This is a genomic window from Inquilinus sp. YAF38, assembly GCF_052113205.1.
GTDB lineage: Bacteria > Pseudomonadota > Alphaproteobacteria > DSM-16000 > Inquilinaceae > Inquilinus.
In genome coordinates, this window is the sequence record NZ_JBFRCU010000034.1 from 53,135 (window position 1) to 67,869 (window position 14,735).

15 protein-coding genes and 1 tRNA gene are annotated in these 14,735 nt (G+C 70.3%); 8 read left to right on the top strand and 8 right to left on the bottom strand.

The features are described from left to right. Positions 1-25 precede the first annotated feature (25 nt). Both AB4Z01_RS17120 and AB4Z01_RS17125 read left to right on the top strand, forming a co-directional pair. Positions 26-1,168 carry a DUF3095 domain-containing protein gene (locus tag AB4Z01_RS17120; RefSeq protein ID WP_441695713.1) on the top strand — a complete coding sequence of 381 codons (1,143 nt, stop codon included), beginning with the start codon at positions 26-28 and terminating at the stop codon, positions 1,166-1,168. Further along, on the top strand, positions 1,165-1,488 hold the full coding sequence (locus tag AB4Z01_RS17125; protein WP_441695715.1) for a cupin domain-containing protein: 324 nt from the start codon (positions 1,165-1,167) through the stop codon (positions 1,486-1,488). The genes AB4Z01_RS17120 and AB4Z01_RS17125 overlap by 4 nt, the downstream gene beginning before the upstream one ends. On the opposite strand, the gene ade is transcribed toward AB4Z01_RS17125, so the two are convergent. Next, positions 1,485-3,191: an adenine deaminase gene (gene ade / locus AB4Z01_RS17130; RefSeq protein ID WP_441695717.1), complete on the bottom strand. Its 1,707-nt coding sequence runs from the start codon at positions 3,189-3,191 to the stop codon at positions 1,485-1,487. The two genes, AB4Z01_RS17125 and ade, sit on opposite strands and share 4 nt — an antisense overlap. A gap of 185 nt (positions 3,192-3,376) precedes the next feature. Here ade and AB4Z01_RS17135 point away from each other — a divergent pair, with 185 nt between their 5' ends. The 3 genes from AB4Z01_RS17135 (at position 3,377) to AB4Z01_RS17145 (ending at position 6,750) form a co-directional block, all read left to right on the top strand. Next, positions 3,377-5,887, top strand: a complete 2,511-nt coding sequence (locus AB4Z01_RS17135; protein WP_441695718.1) for a response regulator — start codon at positions 3,377-3,379, stop codon at positions 5,885-5,887. Then, the gene (locus AB4Z01_RS17140) at positions 5,877-6,278 is read left to right on the top strand and encodes a response regulator (protein WP_441695720.1); all 402 of its coding nucleotides are present in this window, start codon (positions 5,877-5,879) and stop codon (positions 6,276-6,278) included. Before AB4Z01_RS17135 ends, AB4Z01_RS17140 begins: the two co-directional genes overlap by 11 nt. A gap of 160 nt (positions 6,279-6,438) precedes the next feature. Beyond that, entirely contained in the window at positions 6,439-6,750 is a 312-nt protein-coding gene (locus AB4Z01_RS17145) for an Hpt domain-containing protein (RefSeq protein ID WP_441695722.1), read from the top strand. A 6-nt stretch (positions 6,751-6,756) separates the two neighbouring features. Here the strand turns inward: AB4Z01_RS17145 and AB4Z01_RS17150 are convergent, their stop codons facing one another. After that, positions 6,757-7,176, bottom strand: coding sequence for an OsmC family protein (locus AB4Z01_RS17150; RefSeq protein WP_441695724.1), 420 nt, complete (start codon positions 7,174-7,176; stop codon positions 6,757-6,759). A 180-nt stretch (positions 7,177-7,356) separates the two neighbouring features. On the opposite strand from AB4Z01_RS17150, the gene AB4Z01_RS17155 reads away from it, so the two are divergent. After that, positions 7,357-7,433, top strand: a tRNA-Arg gene (locus AB4Z01_RS17155). 11 nt (positions 7,434-7,444) lie between these two features. On the opposite strand, the gene AB4Z01_RS17160 is transcribed toward AB4Z01_RS17155, so the two are convergent. Both AB4Z01_RS17160 and AB4Z01_RS17165 read right to left on the bottom strand, forming a co-directional pair. Then, positions 7,445-7,735, bottom strand: coding sequence for a hypothetical protein (locus AB4Z01_RS17160; protein ID WP_441695725.1), 291 nt, complete (start codon positions 7,733-7,735; stop codon positions 7,445-7,447). Between the two features lie 237 nt (positions 7,736-7,972). Beyond that, the gene (locus AB4Z01_RS17165) at positions 7,973-8,332 is read right to left on the bottom strand and encodes a hypothetical protein (protein WP_441695726.1); all 360 of its coding nucleotides are present in this window, start codon (positions 8,330-8,332) and stop codon (positions 7,973-7,975) included. Between the two features lie 333 nt (positions 8,333-8,665). On the opposite strand from AB4Z01_RS17165, the gene AB4Z01_RS17170 reads away from it, so the two are divergent. After that, the gene (locus tag AB4Z01_RS17170) at positions 8,666-10,291 is read left to right on the top strand and encodes a calcium-binding protein (protein WP_441695728.1); all 1,626 of its coding nucleotides are present in this window, start codon (positions 8,666-8,668) and stop codon (positions 10,289-10,291) included. Between the two features lie 19 nt (positions 10,292-10,310). Here AB4Z01_RS17170 and AB4Z01_RS17175 read toward each other — a convergent pair whose 3' ends face one another. Continuing rightward, positions 10,311-11,450 (bottom strand): TIGR03364 family FAD-dependent oxidoreductase, encoded by a 1,140-nt coding sequence (locus tag AB4Z01_RS17175; protein WP_441695730.1) that lies wholly within the window; start codon positions 11,448-11,450, stop codon positions 10,311-10,313. Continuing rightward, positions 11,447-12,277, bottom strand: coding sequence for a phosphonoacetaldehyde hydrolase (gene phnX, locus AB4Z01_RS17180; RefSeq protein WP_441695732.1), 831 nt, complete (start codon positions 12,275-12,277; stop codon positions 11,447-11,449). Before phnX ends, AB4Z01_RS17175 begins: the two co-directional genes overlap by 4 nt. Positions 12,278-12,362: 85 nt before the next feature. Here phnX and AB4Z01_RS17185 point away from each other — a divergent pair, with 85 nt between their 5' ends. After that, positions 12,363-13,265, top strand: a complete 903-nt coding sequence (locus AB4Z01_RS17185; RefSeq protein WP_441695734.1) for a LysR substrate-binding domain-containing protein — start codon at positions 12,363-12,365, stop codon at positions 13,263-13,265. A gap of 2 nt (positions 13,266-13,267) precedes the next feature. Here AB4Z01_RS17185 and AB4Z01_RS17190 read toward each other — a convergent pair whose 3' ends face one another. Both AB4Z01_RS17190 and AB4Z01_RS17195 read right to left on the bottom strand, forming a co-directional pair. Then, a complete protein-coding gene (locus AB4Z01_RS17190; protein ID WP_441695735.1) occupies positions 13,268-13,645 on the bottom strand; it encodes a YciI family protein in 378 nt (125 codons plus the stop codon). Between the two features lie 81 nt (positions 13,646-13,726). After that, complete coding sequence (locus AB4Z01_RS17195; protein ID WP_441695737.1) at positions 13,727-14,698, bottom strand: ABC transporter ATP-binding protein; 972 nt, start codon at positions 14,696-14,698, stop codon at positions 13,727-13,729. Positions 14,699-14,735: the final 37 nt, after the last annotated feature.

Below are 14,735 nucleotides of genomic sequence, written 5' to 3' on the forward strand. Positions count from 1 at the left end.
CCCGCCCGATCGGCGAGAATGCGCCATGGCCGAAGACGAGTTCTACCTCCAGGTGCCGGTGTTCGACGGCTTCGCCCGGCTCACCGACGCCTCGCTGTACCGGCCCTTGCCGGAGGACTGGGTGATCGGCCTGTCCGACGTCGTCTCCTCCACCGCCGCGATCCAGGCCGGGCAGTACAAGAGCGTCAACATCGCCGGCGCGGCGCTGATCGCCGCTGTGTCCAATGCCCTGGCGCAGCGCGACTTCCCGTTCGCTTTCGGCGGCGACGGCGCCAGCTTCGCCCTGCCGTCCGCCGACGCCGAAACCGCCCGCGCCACGCTGGCCGCCACCGCCGCCTGGGTGCGCGACGAGCTGGGCCTGACCCTGCGGGTCGGGCTGGTGCCGGTGGCGGCGATTCACGCCGCCGGCTGGGACATCCGCGTCGCCCGCTACGCCCCGTCGCCGAACGTCGCCTACGCCATGTTCATGGGCGGCGGCCTGGCCTGGGCCGAGCGCGAGCTGAAGGCCGGCACCTTCGTTGTCGAGCCGGCACCGGCCGGCACGCGGCCCGACCTGACCGGCCTGTCCTGCCGCTGGCAGGAGTTCCCCGCCCGGCACGGCGTGGTGGTGTCGTTGATCGCCGCCCCCACGGTGGCCGAGAGCGAGGCCGGCTTCCGCGAGCTGGTCGGCGACATCCTGCGCATGACCGGGCGCGAGAGCGAGGCCGAGCACCCGATCGCCGACCTCGCGCGCGGTCTGGTCTGGCCGCCGCCCGGGCTGGATGTGGAGGCGCGGGCGTCGCGCGGCGCCAACCAGCCGCTGCTGCTGCGCAAGCTGGCGCTGGGGCTGCACAGCCTGGCCGGCTGGGCGCTGTTCCGCTTCGGCATCCCGCTCGGCGGCTTCCAGCCCGGACGCTACATGCGCGAGATGGTGGCCAATGCCGATTACCGCAAATACGACGACGGACTGCGCATGACACTGGACTGCACCCCGGCCCTGGCCGACCGGCTGGAGGCCCGCCTGCTGGCGGCGGAGCAGGCCGGGATCGCCCGCTTCGGCCTGCACCGGCAGGATTCGGCGATCGTCACCTGCTTCACCCCGTCGCCGCTGCGCAGCGACCATGTCCATTTCGTCGACGGCGCCGCCGGCGGCTATGCCGCCGCCGCGTCCCGGCTGAAGCTGCCGTGAAGGCCGGCAACCTGTTCGACTCCCTGCCGCCGGGGGCGGAGGAAGAACAGTTCACTACCCTGCTGCAGGGCGCGGGCTTCGTGCTGGAGCGCATCGTCTCCACCGGCCAGGCCAGCCCGCCGGGCTTCTGGTATGACCAGGAGCGGGCGGAATGGGTGGTGCTGCTGCGCGGCTCCGCCGGGCTGGAGATCGAGGGCGAGCCGGCGCCCCGCACCTTTCGCCCCGGCGACTGGGTGCACATCCCGGCCCATGCCCGCCACCGCGTCGCCTGGACCGATCCGGACCAGCCGACCGTCTGGCTGGCACTGCATCACCATTAGGCCGCGATCAGCTCGAACCGGTCCACATCGACCAGGCCGCGGTCGGTGATCTTGAGGTGCGGGATCACCGGCAGCGGCAGGAAGGCGAGCTGGATGAAGGGCTCCGGCAGCGGGCAGCCCATCGCCCTGACCGCCCGGCGCAGCGCCCGCAGATCGTCGGCCACCCGCTCGAAGGGCTGCAGGCTCATCAGCCCGGCCAGGGGCAGCGCGATCTCGCCGGCCACTTGGCCATTGCGCACCGCGACGAAGCCGCCCTGCAGCTGGATCAGCCGGTTCACCGCCACCGCCATGTCGGCATCGTTGTCGCCGACCACGCAGATGTTGTGGCTGTCATGCCCGACCGAGGAGGCCAGCGCCCCGCCGCGGAATCCGAAGCCTTTCACGAAGGCGCGGCCGATGTTGCGGTTCACCCCGTGCCGGGCGAAGACGCAGATCTTGAGGATGTCCTGGTCCGGGTCGGGGTGGCGGCAGCCGTCGCGCCAGGGCAGGGTCGCGGTCAACGCGTCGGTGATGATCTTGCCCGGGATCAGTCCGATCACCGGGCCGGTCGGGCCGGAGGTCGGGGCCCGGAAATCCTCCACCGCCACCGGGTCGAGCTTGACCGAGCCGAGACCGACCGGCGCCGGCGCCGATCGGCCCGCGAAGATCTCCGGCCCGACCAAACGCCCGGCGCTGATCACCTGCGACACGGCGCAGGTCTCGAGGTCGTCGAGCAGCACCAGGTCGGCCCGGCGGCCGGGCGCGACCAGGCCGCGGTCGCGCAGGCCAAAACCCTGGGCGGCCGACCAGGTGGCGGCGCGGTAGACATGGGCCACCGGCGCGCCCTGGCGGATCGCGGCCCGGATCAGGTGGTCGAGATGGCCTTCCTCGGCGATGTCGAGCGGGTTGCGATCGTCGGTGCAGAGGCCGAGCAGCGGCGAGGTCTCGGCCGAGATGATCGGCGCCAGCGCGTGCACATCCTTGCTGACCGAACCGTCGCGGATCAGGATCTGCATGCCTTTGCGCAGCTTCTCCAGCGCTTCCTCAGGTCCCGTCGTCTCATGGCAGTTGCGGATGCCGCAGGCGAGATAGGCGTTCAGCGGCTTGCCGCGCAGCAGCGGCGAATGGCCGTCGATATGGCCGTCCTGGAAGGCGGCCAGCTTCTCCAGCACCGCCTCGTCCTTGGCCAGCAGGCCGGGGAAACTCATGAACTCGGCCAGGCCAATCACCTTGGGGTGAGCCCGGTGCCGCACCAGGTCGGCGGCGTCGAGCTGGGCGCCGGCGGTCTCCAGCTCCGTCGCCGGCACGCAGGAGGAGAGCTGGACCCGCAGGTCCATCGCCGTGCCGAGGGCGCCGTCGAGGAAATAGCGCAACCCAGCCTCGCCCAGCACGTTGCAGATCTCATGCGGGTCGCAGATCGCGGTGGTGGTGCCGCGCGGCAGCACGCAGCGGTCGAACTCCGCCGGGGTCACCAGGGTCGATTCGCAGTGCACATGGGTGTCGATGAAGCCGGGCACGACCACCTTGCCACGGCCATCGATCTCGACTGCGCCGGAGTAGTCGTCGCAGGTGCCGACGACGCGGTCGCCGCAGACCGCCACGTCGCCCTCCAGCAACGCGCCGCTGATCACGTCGAGGGTGCGCGCGCCCTTGATCACCAGATCGGCGGGCGCCTGGCCAAGTGCTTGGTCGATTCGCCGCCTCAGATCCGCCGTGCCGCTCATGCCGCCCTCTCCTCTCGAGAGGCCAGGGTAGCAGGATCGAGGCCGGTCGTGCCCGCCTTCAGAATACATAGGATGTTAGGACAGATGTTCGTGCGTCCGCCCGACGGCGACACCGCCGCCGGTTTGGACTATGACCTGATCAGGAGGCCATCGGCCCCGGCGGACGATCGGGAGACTCGTGGGAAATGGAGAGGTTTCTGGGCTCGGTCCGCTCGATCGTTCTGCTGGCGATCCTCGGCTTCCTGCTGTTTTTCGGCACGGCGGGATGGCTCGGCAAGCAGTTCCTGGCCGACAACGCCCGCACGCAGGCCTTGGTCGACCACACCAATCTGGTGATCAACACCATCTATGAGGCCCGGCTGAACCTGTCTCGGACCCAGAGCTCCAGCCGCGGCTTCGTCATCACCGGCAGTCCGCGGGACGCGGCGCTCGCCGAGGACAGCTCCCGGCTGGCCACGGAAGGGCTGCTGGACCTGCGCGAGCTGGTGGTCGACAACCCGGAGCAGGTCCGGCGCTTCGACGACGCCACGGCCATCTCGGAGGAGATCCTGGTCGCCAACGACCGGATCATCGCCGCGGTCCGGCGCGGCGATCTCGATGGCGCCCGGGCCCTTGTCCGCGAGACCGCCGATCAGGGCCCGGCCTTCCGTGCCAAGATCGAGGAGGCCGAGGCTGCCGAGGAAGCGCTTCTGGCGCAGCGGCAGGAGGCCACCGAGGCGACGCTGCGGCGGATCATCTGGCTGCTGGGCGGCGTCGCCGCGCTGGCGGCCTTGTGCGGGTTGCTGGCAGCCTGGGCCATGTCGCGCCAGGTGCGCACCGACCAGCAGCGCTACCGCGAGCTGGAGCGCGCCAAGCTGGAGAGCGATGCCGCCACCAGGGCGCTGGCCGAAAGCCAGGCCCAGCTGCAGGCCGTGCTGGACAGCGCCCGCGATCCGATCCTAGTGGTCGGCCAGGACGGCGTGGTCGAGCTGGCCAACCGCGCCTGCGGCGAGGCCTTCGGCGTGATCGCGGGCGAACTCGTCGGCACCGACATCTCGGCGCTGGTGCCGGCCCTGGTTGGCGGCGCCCAGCCGGCCGGTGAGGTCACGGTGACGCGGCGGGACGGCAGCAGCTTCCCGGCCGAGATCTCGACCGGCGTATTCGAGCGCGACGGCCGCACCGTCTCAGTCTGCATCCTGCGCGACATGACCGAGCGGCACCGGCTGGACCAGTTGAAGAACGAGTTCGTGTCGACCGTGAGTCACGAGCTGCGCACGCCACTGACCTCGATCCGCGGCTCGCTGGGCCTCATCGCGGCCGGGGCGGCGGGGGCTCTGCCGGACAAGGCCAGGTCGCTGCTGGAGATCGCCCACAAGAACAGCGAGCGGCTGGTGGGACTGGTCAACGACATCCTCGACATCGAGAAGATCGAGTCGGGACGCATGGAGTTCCGGCACGACCGGCTGGACGCCGCGGCGCTGGTCGAGCAGGCGGTCGAGGCCAACCAGTCCTATGCAGCGCAGCATGAGGTCGAGTACCGGATCACGACCCGGCCGGGCCGGCCTCTGCCGGTCCAGGGCGACGCCGACCGGATGATCCAGGTGCTGACCAACCTGCTGTCCAACGCCGCCAAGTTCTCGCCCGCCGGCAGCACGGTGGAAGTGGCGGTGGAGACGGTGGGCCATCAGGCCCGGATCAGCGTGCGCGACCGCGGCGCCGGCATCCCGGAGGAGTTCCGCAACCGGATCTTCCAGCGCTTCGCCCAGGCCGATGCCAGCGACGTACGGCGCAAGGGCGGTACCGGCCTGGGCCTGTCGATCGCCAAGGCCATCTTGGAGCGGCATGGCGGCCGCATCGGCTTCGAACCGGCGGAGGGCGGCGGCACCCGCTTCTGGTTCACCCTGCCGCTGCTGGCCGAGGTGGCGGAGGCGGTCGCCACGCCCGGCGACGCCCGGCGCCAGGTGCTGATCTGCGAGGACGACCCGGACGTGGCGACCCTGCTGGGCCTGATGATCGAGCAGGATGGCTGGCGGGTCGATATCGCCCGCGATGCCGAGACGGCGCTGGAGAAGGCGCGCACCGGGCAGTACGACGCAATGACGGTCGACCTGCTGCTGCCGGGCATGGACGGGATCACCCTGATCCGGCAGCTGCGGGCCGACCCGGCCACGGCTGCCCTGCCGATCGTCGTCGTCTCCGCCACCGCCCAGGACGGCAAGCGCGAGCTGAACGGCGACGCCGTCAACATCGTCGACTGGCTGGACAAGCCGATCGAGCAGCTGCGGCTGCGCGCGGCGCTGCGCCAGGCAGGTCTGCGCAGCCGCAACGGCCGCGCCTGCATCCTGCATGTCGAGGACGATGACGACGTGATCGAGGTGGTCGGCGCCATCGTCCGCGACGAGGCGGACATCGTGCCGGCGCGGTCGCTGCAGGAGGGCCGGGAGAAGCTGGCGCAGCAGCGTTTCGACCTGGTGATCATCGATGTCGGGCTGCCCGACGGCTCCGGCCTCGACCTCTTGGAAACCATCAACGCCCGCACGCCACGGGAGCCGGTGCTGATCTTCTCGGCACAGGATTCCAGCGCCTCCTACGCCAGTGCGGTCTCCGCCTCGCTGGTCAAGAGCCGCACCGACAACGAGCAGTTGCACCAGACCATCACCGCCCTGATCAACGGCCTGATCCAGGACAAGCAAGGGGTCCCCCGCCATGGCCGATGAGGTGCTGACCCGCATCCTCTATGTCGAGGACGATGCCGACATTCGCTCGGTCGCCGGCTTCGCGCTGGAGGCGGTGGGCGGCTTCATCCTGGCCGCCTGCGCCTCGGGCGAGGAGGCGCTGGCCCAGGCGCCCGGCTTCGCGCCGCAGCTCCTGCTGCTCGACGTGATGATGCCGGGCATGGACGGGCCGGAGACGCTGGCGGCGCTGCGGGCGCTGCCGGGCACTGCGGCCACGCCGGCGGTGTTCATGACCGCCAAGGTGCAGCCGCAGGAGGTGGCGCGCTACCGCGCCCTCGGCGCCGTCGACGTCATCTCCAAGCCATTCGACCCGATGACCCTGTCGGACGAGATCCGTGCCATCTGGGCGCGGCGCGATGGCCAGAAGCCATGACTAGCAATGTTTCCTGGCCTTCCCTCTTTGTCATCACCGGGCTTGACCCGGTGATCCAGGGGCCATCGAGAGCCGCTCTTGCCGCCCTGAATGCCCGGGTCAAGCCCGGGCATGACAGGAAAGGGGTATTCGCTGTCGGGTAGGAATCGGAAGCAGGCCGATGACTCAGGACGCTCTCCAGGTGCATCTCGACCGGCTGCGGGCCAAGTTCGCGGCCGGGCTGCCGCAGATGCTGGCCGAAGCCGAGGCGCTGCTGGCGGCGCTGCGGGCCGGCGACGGCGAGGCGCTGACGGGGCTGCGCTTCATCGTGCACCGGCTGAACGGCACCGGCGGGACCATGGGCTTCGCCGCCCTGTCGAGCGCGGCCGCGGCGCTGGAGGAACGGCTGGATGCCTGCTCCCGGGCCGGCGGCGTAGGCGAGGACCTCGCCGCGATCGCGGAGGGGCTGGCGGCGGTGAAGGCGGCGGCCTGAGAGGTCTCAGGCGGTCTCCACCACCTCGATCTCGGTGGTGATCTCGGCCACCTTGCCGAGCATGATCGAGGCCGAGCAGTACTTCTCCTTCGACAGCGCCACGGCGCGCTCGACCTTGGCGCGGTCCAAGCCGCGGCCGGAGACGATGTAGCGCATGCGGATCCTGGTGAAGACCTTGGGGTCGGTCTCGGCGCGCTCGGCCTCGACCTCGACCCGGCAGTCGGCCACCGGCTCACGCGCCTTCTCCAGGATCATCACCACGTCGAAGGCGGTGCAGCCGCCGAGGCCGAGCAGCAGCATCTCCATCGGCCGGACGCCGAGGTTGCGCCCGCCATGCTCCGGCGCGCCGTCCATGACCACGGCATGGCCGCTGCCGGATTCGCCGAGGAAGGTGCGGCCTTCGACCCAGGTGATGCGGGCTTTCATCTGATCTGCTCCAGGAACCGATTCGAGCCGGCACCGTAGCAGGGGCCCGACCCCTCGTCAGCCGGGCGGCACGCCTGCGAAGCGGGATGGGGACCCACCCCCGAATCCGGGCTTTGCATCGACGCCGCTTTGCAGTATGGTCCGCGCCGCTTCGGGTCCTTGGGCCCGAGTCCATGGCCTGCACTCGTAGCTCAGCTGGATAGAGCGCCGCCCTCCGGAGGCGGAGGTCACAGGTTCGAATCCTGTCGAGTGCGCCATCCCTCCCGGATCAATTTGGACGRAACAGCCGCCAGAACCTGTCTTCTGCGTCGTTGCGGTGGCGCCGATGACCATAGCGATGATCGTCGTCGCGATACCGGCGATCGCTGTATCGATCCCTGTGCCGGTCATGATCCCGCCGCCAATCGCGGTCGTGATCCCGGTGGTGCCGATAGGCATAGGACGACAGGTGGGGCTGGTTGTGTTCCGAGACGCCTTCGGCGCGAGCGGCCGGCGCGGTCAGCGGCGCCATGGCGGTCAAGGCGGCCGCGACCAGAGCGGCCCTGAGCAATGATTTCATGAGGGGCATCCTTTCTGCCTCCGCGTCATCTAAAAGACTCACGGCATGGGGCGGGGGTTCCGTCGAAACCCGTCGCCGGCCCGGCGCAGGCAGAATGGACGGCAATCATTCGGCAGCGGGCGGAAGGATGCCTATCGCGGATGCTCCGCGCCGCCCTCACCATCACTCCCAGCGCGGTTGCCTGGACTCGTCGCCGTGGCCCGCGGCGGCGGAGAATTCCGAGTTGCTGCGGTTGCGCTAATTGTCGGGGCTCCGCCCATCCTTCCCGAACAGCTTCCAGAAACGCTGCTCGGCATTTCCGTCGCTGTTGCTGCGCCGCCGGTCGCGCCGGTCGTCGTCATCATCCCGATCCCGGTCGCGGCGCCGGTAGCGATACCGATCGTCATCGTCCCGGTCGCGATAGCGGGAGCGATACCGGTCGCGGTCATAGCCCCAGTCACGATTGTCGTTGTCATACCAGTTGGAATAGCTGTCGCCGTAGTAGCCGCCGCCACCATAGTAGCCGGGCCCCGTCTGGCATGACGCCACCAGCGGGGCGGAGGCTGCGATGACGACCGCGACCAGCCCCGTCCGGAACAGACCGCTGCCATAGGCCACGACGCTCTCCCTCGTCGTTGATGCTGCCCAGATCAACACGTGAGTTTGTGGCGGAATTCCGTCGCGCCGAGAGCCTGGCCCCGCTGGGTGGCCGTCCGTCGGCCGGCTGACCCAATCGGGTGATCCCGCGGTTCGGTGCCATCTGGCATACTGCCGGCCATTCAAGACGCGCCTTTGCCCATATTTCCTGTTTCAAGGCGACGATTTGGAACCGCGAGCGGCGGCGCGGAGCAGCGCCTTGCCCGTCCCGTTCCGCAACCGGCGGAACCCTGCGCGGCCGAAAAGCCTGCGGCCGGATCGGTACATTCAAGACAGGCTCCAAGGGGAACATCCATGTCCGGCTATTGGAGTCTCAATACCGAGATCGACCGTCCGACCGGCACCTTCAACATCCTGATCGATTATCACGTCGACCCGTATATCGATCCGGAGACGTCCGAATATTTCGGCAACACCACCTGGGGGATAACCTATAACTTAGCCAGCAGCCCCTCCGCCATCCCGGTGGGGAACGGAACCGGGACGGAGGACGGCTTGGCCATGGTCGGCCTCGGGCTGGACTTCGGACCGAACCCGAACGCCTATGTCCTCGGCTTCCAGGCGACCAACGATTTCAGCGCGGAGGGGATCGCTGCCACCTGGAATGTGTTCACCGCCGCCTACGCCACCACGCCACAATCGGTCATCGGCTCCGCGATCGGCGACATCCTCATCGGCGGCGCCGGAGGCGACGTGCTGCGCGGCTTCGCGGGTGCCGACCTAGCCGATGCCGGCGCCGGCAACGACATCGTCGACGGCGGCGGCGGCAACGACCGGCTGAACGGTCTCGACGGCGACGATATCCTGATCGGCGGCACCGGCGACGACATCCTCTGGGTCGATGCCGCCGGCGACATCGTGATCGAGCGCGCCGGCGAGGGCTATGACCGCGTGATCGCGCTCACCAGCTTCACGTTGGCGGACAATGTCGAGGAGCTGACCCTCGACGGTGCCGCCAACCTTAGCGGAACCGGCAACGCGGGCAACAACCTGATCTTCGGCAACAACGCTGGCAACACGCTCACCGGCCTCGATGGCGCCGACATCCTGAACGGGTATGGCGGTGACGACGTGCTGCGCGGCGGACAAGGCGCCGACGAACTCGCCGGCAGGGATAACGGGACCGCCCTGGGCGATACCGCGACCTACACCGAGAGCAGCATCGGCATCGTCGCCAACCTCGCCACCGGCCACGGTTCCGGCGGCGCGGCCCAGGGCGACACCTATATCGAGGTCGAGAATATCGACGGCAGCCAGGGCAACGACACCCTGATCGGGGATGCAGGCGGCAACAATCTGCGCGGCGTCGGCGGCGACGACGTGCTCCGCGGCGGCGCCGGGGCCGACACGCTCGACGGCGGTGCCGGCATCGACACCGCCAGCTACTACACCGGCTCGGTCGGCGTCTCGGTCAGCCTGGCCACGGGCAGCGGCAGCAATGGCGAGGCCCAGGACGATTCGCTGACCGCAATCGAGAACCTTTCCGGCAGCCAGGGCAATGACAACCTGGTCGGGAACAGCGGCGCCAATGCGCTGCAGGGCTGGAACGGCAATGATGTGCTCACTGGCGCCGACGGCAAGGACATGCTGACGGGAGGGGTCGGCGCCGACCGCTTCGCCTACACCACGGCGGCGCAGAGCACGGTCGGGGCCAATGCCGACCGGATCACCGATTTCAGCCATGCCCAGGGCGACAAGATCGACCTGTCGGCGATCGACGCCAGCGCCGCCCTGGCCGGCAACCAGGCCTTCAGCTTCATCGGCACCGCCCTCTACACCGGCGTCGCGGGGCAGCTGCGCTACGCCGTCGCCGGCGGCGTCACCACCATCGCCGGCGACATCAACGGCGACGGCACTTCGGATTTCCACATCCAGCTCACCGGGGCCATCGGCTTGGTGGCCGGCGACTTCACCCTCTGAGCCGAACGCGGAGGACGGGTCACGCGGCGTGGCGCGGGACCGCCACGCCGAACAGCCCGGCCACCACCTCCTCGGCGATGGCGAAGCCGGTGCTCATGCCGGTGCCGCTGGTGACCTGGACCACCCGGGTCGCGTCGTCCGGCGCCTCGGCGAAGGTCTCGGCCGGGCCGGAGGGATAGATCCCGACCCAGCGCTCGGCCACCACCGGGTGCGGCACGTCCAACAGCTCGGCCATGTGGCGCAGGATCAGCCCTTCCACCGCTTGCGATGCGAAGGGATCCGGCGAATCGTCGTAATGGTGCGAATCGCCGACCACCAGCGAGCCGTCGGCCGACTGCACCACGATCAGGTGGATGCCGTTGGCCAGCGTCTCCGGCACCTCGGCCGCCAGCCGGGCCTTCAGGAGCGCCGCCTCCGGCAGGTCGGCGAAGCCGTGGTAGCGGGCAAGGCTGAGATCGCCCATCACCGCCGCCGGCAGCCGCCAGCCCGGCGCGGCCAGGCGCAGCATCTGCAGCTTGCACAGGGTGGTGCGGCGGCGGGCCATGATCTCCGGGAACAGCGACCGCAGATCCGGTCCGGGGCAGACCACGATGCGGTCGGCCAGCACCATGCCCTCGCTGGTCTCGACCCGCGGCGCCTGCACCGCGCGGACCTGGACGCCGCGGCGGAAGACGACGCCATGCGCCGATTCCAGCCAGGCGGCCAGGCGCGGGATCGCCTCGCGCGGCTCGATCCGCAGCTCATGCGGGCTCCACAGCCCGGCGCGCAGCCCCTCCGCCCGCGCTATCGGCAGCCGCGTCGCCATGGCGGCGGCCGGCAGCAGGGTGCAGCCCTCGCCCATTTCGGTGCGGGCGAAGGCTTCGAGCACGCCCTGCCCCTCCGCGGTCCGCGCCAGGAGGGCGGTGCCGCGATGCAGCACCGGAATGCCGGCCTGCGGCGCCACCTCGGCCCAGACGTCGCGGCTGCGCATCGCCCGGTGCCAGGTCGGGCCGGCCGACTGGCCGCTGACGGTGACGAAGCCGAAATTGCGGATCGAGGCGCCGATGGCGCGCGCCTCGCGATCGATCACCACCACCCGCAGCCCCTGCCGTGCCGCGGCCAGGGCATGGGCGAGGCCGAGGATGCCGGCACCGACGACGGCGAGATCGTAGCGGTTCACGGCGCGTCCCCGACCGCGATGCGGGCCTCGATCCGCCCGATCGCGGCCGGGACGTCGGCGATGCCGTCCACCACCTCATGCGCGCCGGCGGCCCGCAGCCTTTCGGTCGCGGCGCGGCGCAGCGCCGCCTGGCGCTCCGTCGGCAAGGCCGCCCATTCCGCCTCGGTCAGCCCGACCTCGTTGCCGGTGACGGCCAGGGCGATGGTCCACATGCCCGCATTCAGCCCCTCGGCCACGTCGACCACGGTGTCGCCGACCTTGACCGCCGCCTGGACCGGGTGGAGGTCGAGCTCGATCAGCGCCTTCAGCGCCATTGCCGGGCCGGGGCGGCCGGACGGGGTCTCGCCGGCGCAGACGATCACCTCGGGTTCATAGCCCTGCCAGGCCGCTTCCGGGATCACCACCTGCATCACCGGGCGCGGGAAGCCGGTGGTGGTGCCGATGCGGATGCCGCGGGCCTGCAGCGCCGCCATGGTCTCGAGCGTGCCTGGGATCAGCACGGCGTGCCGCTGCGCCGCCGCGATCTGCAGCGGCAGGAAGCGCTCATACAGCCCGTCGACATCGGCCGACGCGGGCGCCCGGCCTTGCGCCCGCTGCCAAGCCGCCGCCACCTGCGGCATGGCCAGCAGTGCCCGGATGTGGTCCCACTTGGCCATGCCCATCGGCAGCCGGGCGGTGGCCGGGGGCACCTCGACGCCCATCGCGGCGAAGGCCTCGACCAGCGAGGTGATCGGCGCCTGACAGCCGAAATCGACCGTGGTGCCGGCCCAGTCGAAGATCGCGGCCCGGATCGGGCCGTCATAGCGGAGGCGATGGATGAAGCTCATGGAGCGCTCCCGGACAGCGTGGATAGCCGGAGGAAGCCAGAGAGACTAATATTGATCCAATTCATATTATCCATGCAGATCATTGATGAGCTCAAATCTGGCGGTGCAACTCCGCGCCTTCCACGCTGTGGCGACCGAGGGCAGCTTCACCAAGGCGGCGCGAGCCATTGGCGTGTCGCAATCGACCCTGTCGATCGAGGTCAAGGCGCTGGAGCAGCGTTACGGCGTGCAGCTGTTCCGCCGCTCTGGCCGGACGATCGAGCTGACTCTTCTGGGCGCCGAGCTGATGACCTTCACCAACCGCGCCTTCACCGCGCAGGCCGAGGCGGTGGAGCTGCTGCAGGGCACCAGCCGGGTGCCGACCGGCACGCTGCGCCTGGGCGCGGATGGGCCGTTCCACGCCATGCCGCTGGTCGCCGCCTTCACCGCCCGGCATGACGGCGCGCGGGTGCGGATGACGGTCGGCAACGCCCAGCGCGTGCTGGCCGACCTGGTCGACATCCGCCTCGACGTGGCACTGCTCGCGCGGGTGCCGGGCGACCCGCAGCTGCACGCCTTGCCGCTGTGGCACGACCCGGTGCATGTGCTGCTGCCGCGTGACCACCCCCTGGCCCGGATGTGCACGGTTCCGGCGCCCTTGATCGCGCGGGAGCGGCTGGTGATGCGCGAGGCCGGGTCGATGACGCGGGAGACGGTGGAGCGCGCCTTCGCCGCGGTCGACCTGCCGCTGACGCCGTGGATGGAGGTGGAGGGGCGCGAGGCGTCGCGCGAGGCGATCGCCGCCGGGCTGGGCATCGGCTTCATGTCGGCCGCCGAGCTGACGCCGGATCCGCGCTTCGTCAGCCGCCCGATCGCCGGCTGCCGGGTGGAGATGGACGAGTATGTGGTGTGCCTGCGCGAACGCCAGCGCCTGGCCATCGTCCGCGCTTTCCTCGACATCGCCGCCGAGGCCAGCCGGGCGCGGCGCGAGGCCGCCGCGCCCGGGTAGGGTCAGGCGTGCTGACTGAAATCCGGCGGCGGCGTGCTGAAATCGACCAGCGGTCGCACCTCGACGAAGCCGATTCGGGCCAGGGGGTGCGTGGCGGCGACCTGCGCCGCCTCGTCGATGTCGCGCGCCTCGATTACGACGAAGCCGCCCAGGATCTCCTTGGTCTCGATGAACGGCCCGTCGACCGCCGAGGTCTTGCCCTCGCGCACCTTCACGGTGCGGGCGCCGTCCGGCAGCTCCAGCGCCTCGCCGGCGACGAAATGGCCGCTGGCCTTCAGCGTCTCGTCATGGGTGGCGCAGCCCTCCAGCGCCGCCTGGGCCTCGGGGCTGCCGCCGAACAGGGTCTGCGGATCGTAATAGATCAGGCAGGCATAGCGCATGATGGGGTCCTTCTGCTTGCGCCTTGAATGCCCCTAATCGTCCGACCCGATCTGGATTCGACAGGCCTTGGAGATGTTCCGCTAGGCAAGGTGGCAGGCGACCCTGTGGCCGACCTCCAGCTCCCGCATCTCCGGCACCTCGGCTCGGCAGCGGTCGGTCGCCAGCGGGCAGCGGGTGTGGAAGCGGCAGCCGGCCGGCGGGTTGGCGGGGCTCGGCAACTCCCCCTTCAGCACCGCGCGGTCACGTGGCGCATCCGGGTCGATCGCCGGGATCGCCGACAGCAGCGCCTGGGTGTAGGGGTGCAGCGGCCGGTCGAACAGCGCGTCGCGGCTGGCGGTCTCGACGATCACGCCGAGATACATCACCGCGATCTCGTCGCAGAGATGCTCGACCACCGCCAAGTCGTGCGAGATGAACAGGAAGGTGACGCCCCGCTGCTCCTTGAGGTCGGAGAACAGGTTGATGATCTGCGCCTGGATCGAGACGTCGAGGGCCGAGACCGGCTCGTCCGCCACGATCAGCTCCGGCTTCAGCGCCAAGGCCCGGGCGATGCCGATGCGCTGGCGCTGGCCGCCGGAGAACTCGTGCGGGTAGCGGGCATACTGATACGGCGCCAGGCCGCAGATCCGCATCACCTCCAGCACCGCGTCGCGCAGTTCGGCCCGGCGGACCAGGCGATGCGCCAGGAGGGCCTCGCCGATCGCGTCGCCGACCCGGACCCGCGGGTTCAGCGAGCCGTAGGGGTCCTGGAACACCAGCTGCATCTTCGGCCGCAGCGTCCGCCGGCCGCGCCGGCCGATCGCGTTGATGTCGCGGCCCTCGAACCGCACCGTGCCGGCGGTCGGCTGGTACAGCCCCAGCACGGTGCGGCCGAGCGTGGACTTGCCGCTGCCGGATTCGCCCACCAGGCCGAAGCTGGTGCCGCGGCGGATGCGGAGATCGACCCCGTCGACGGCGCGGACGTGGCCGGTGACCTGGCCGAACACCCCGTCGCGGATCGGGAAATGAGTCTTGAGGCCCTCGACCTCGAGCAGCGGCGTCGAACTTGTCATGGCGCGATGCTCAGAGCGAAACCCAACGAGTCCCCCC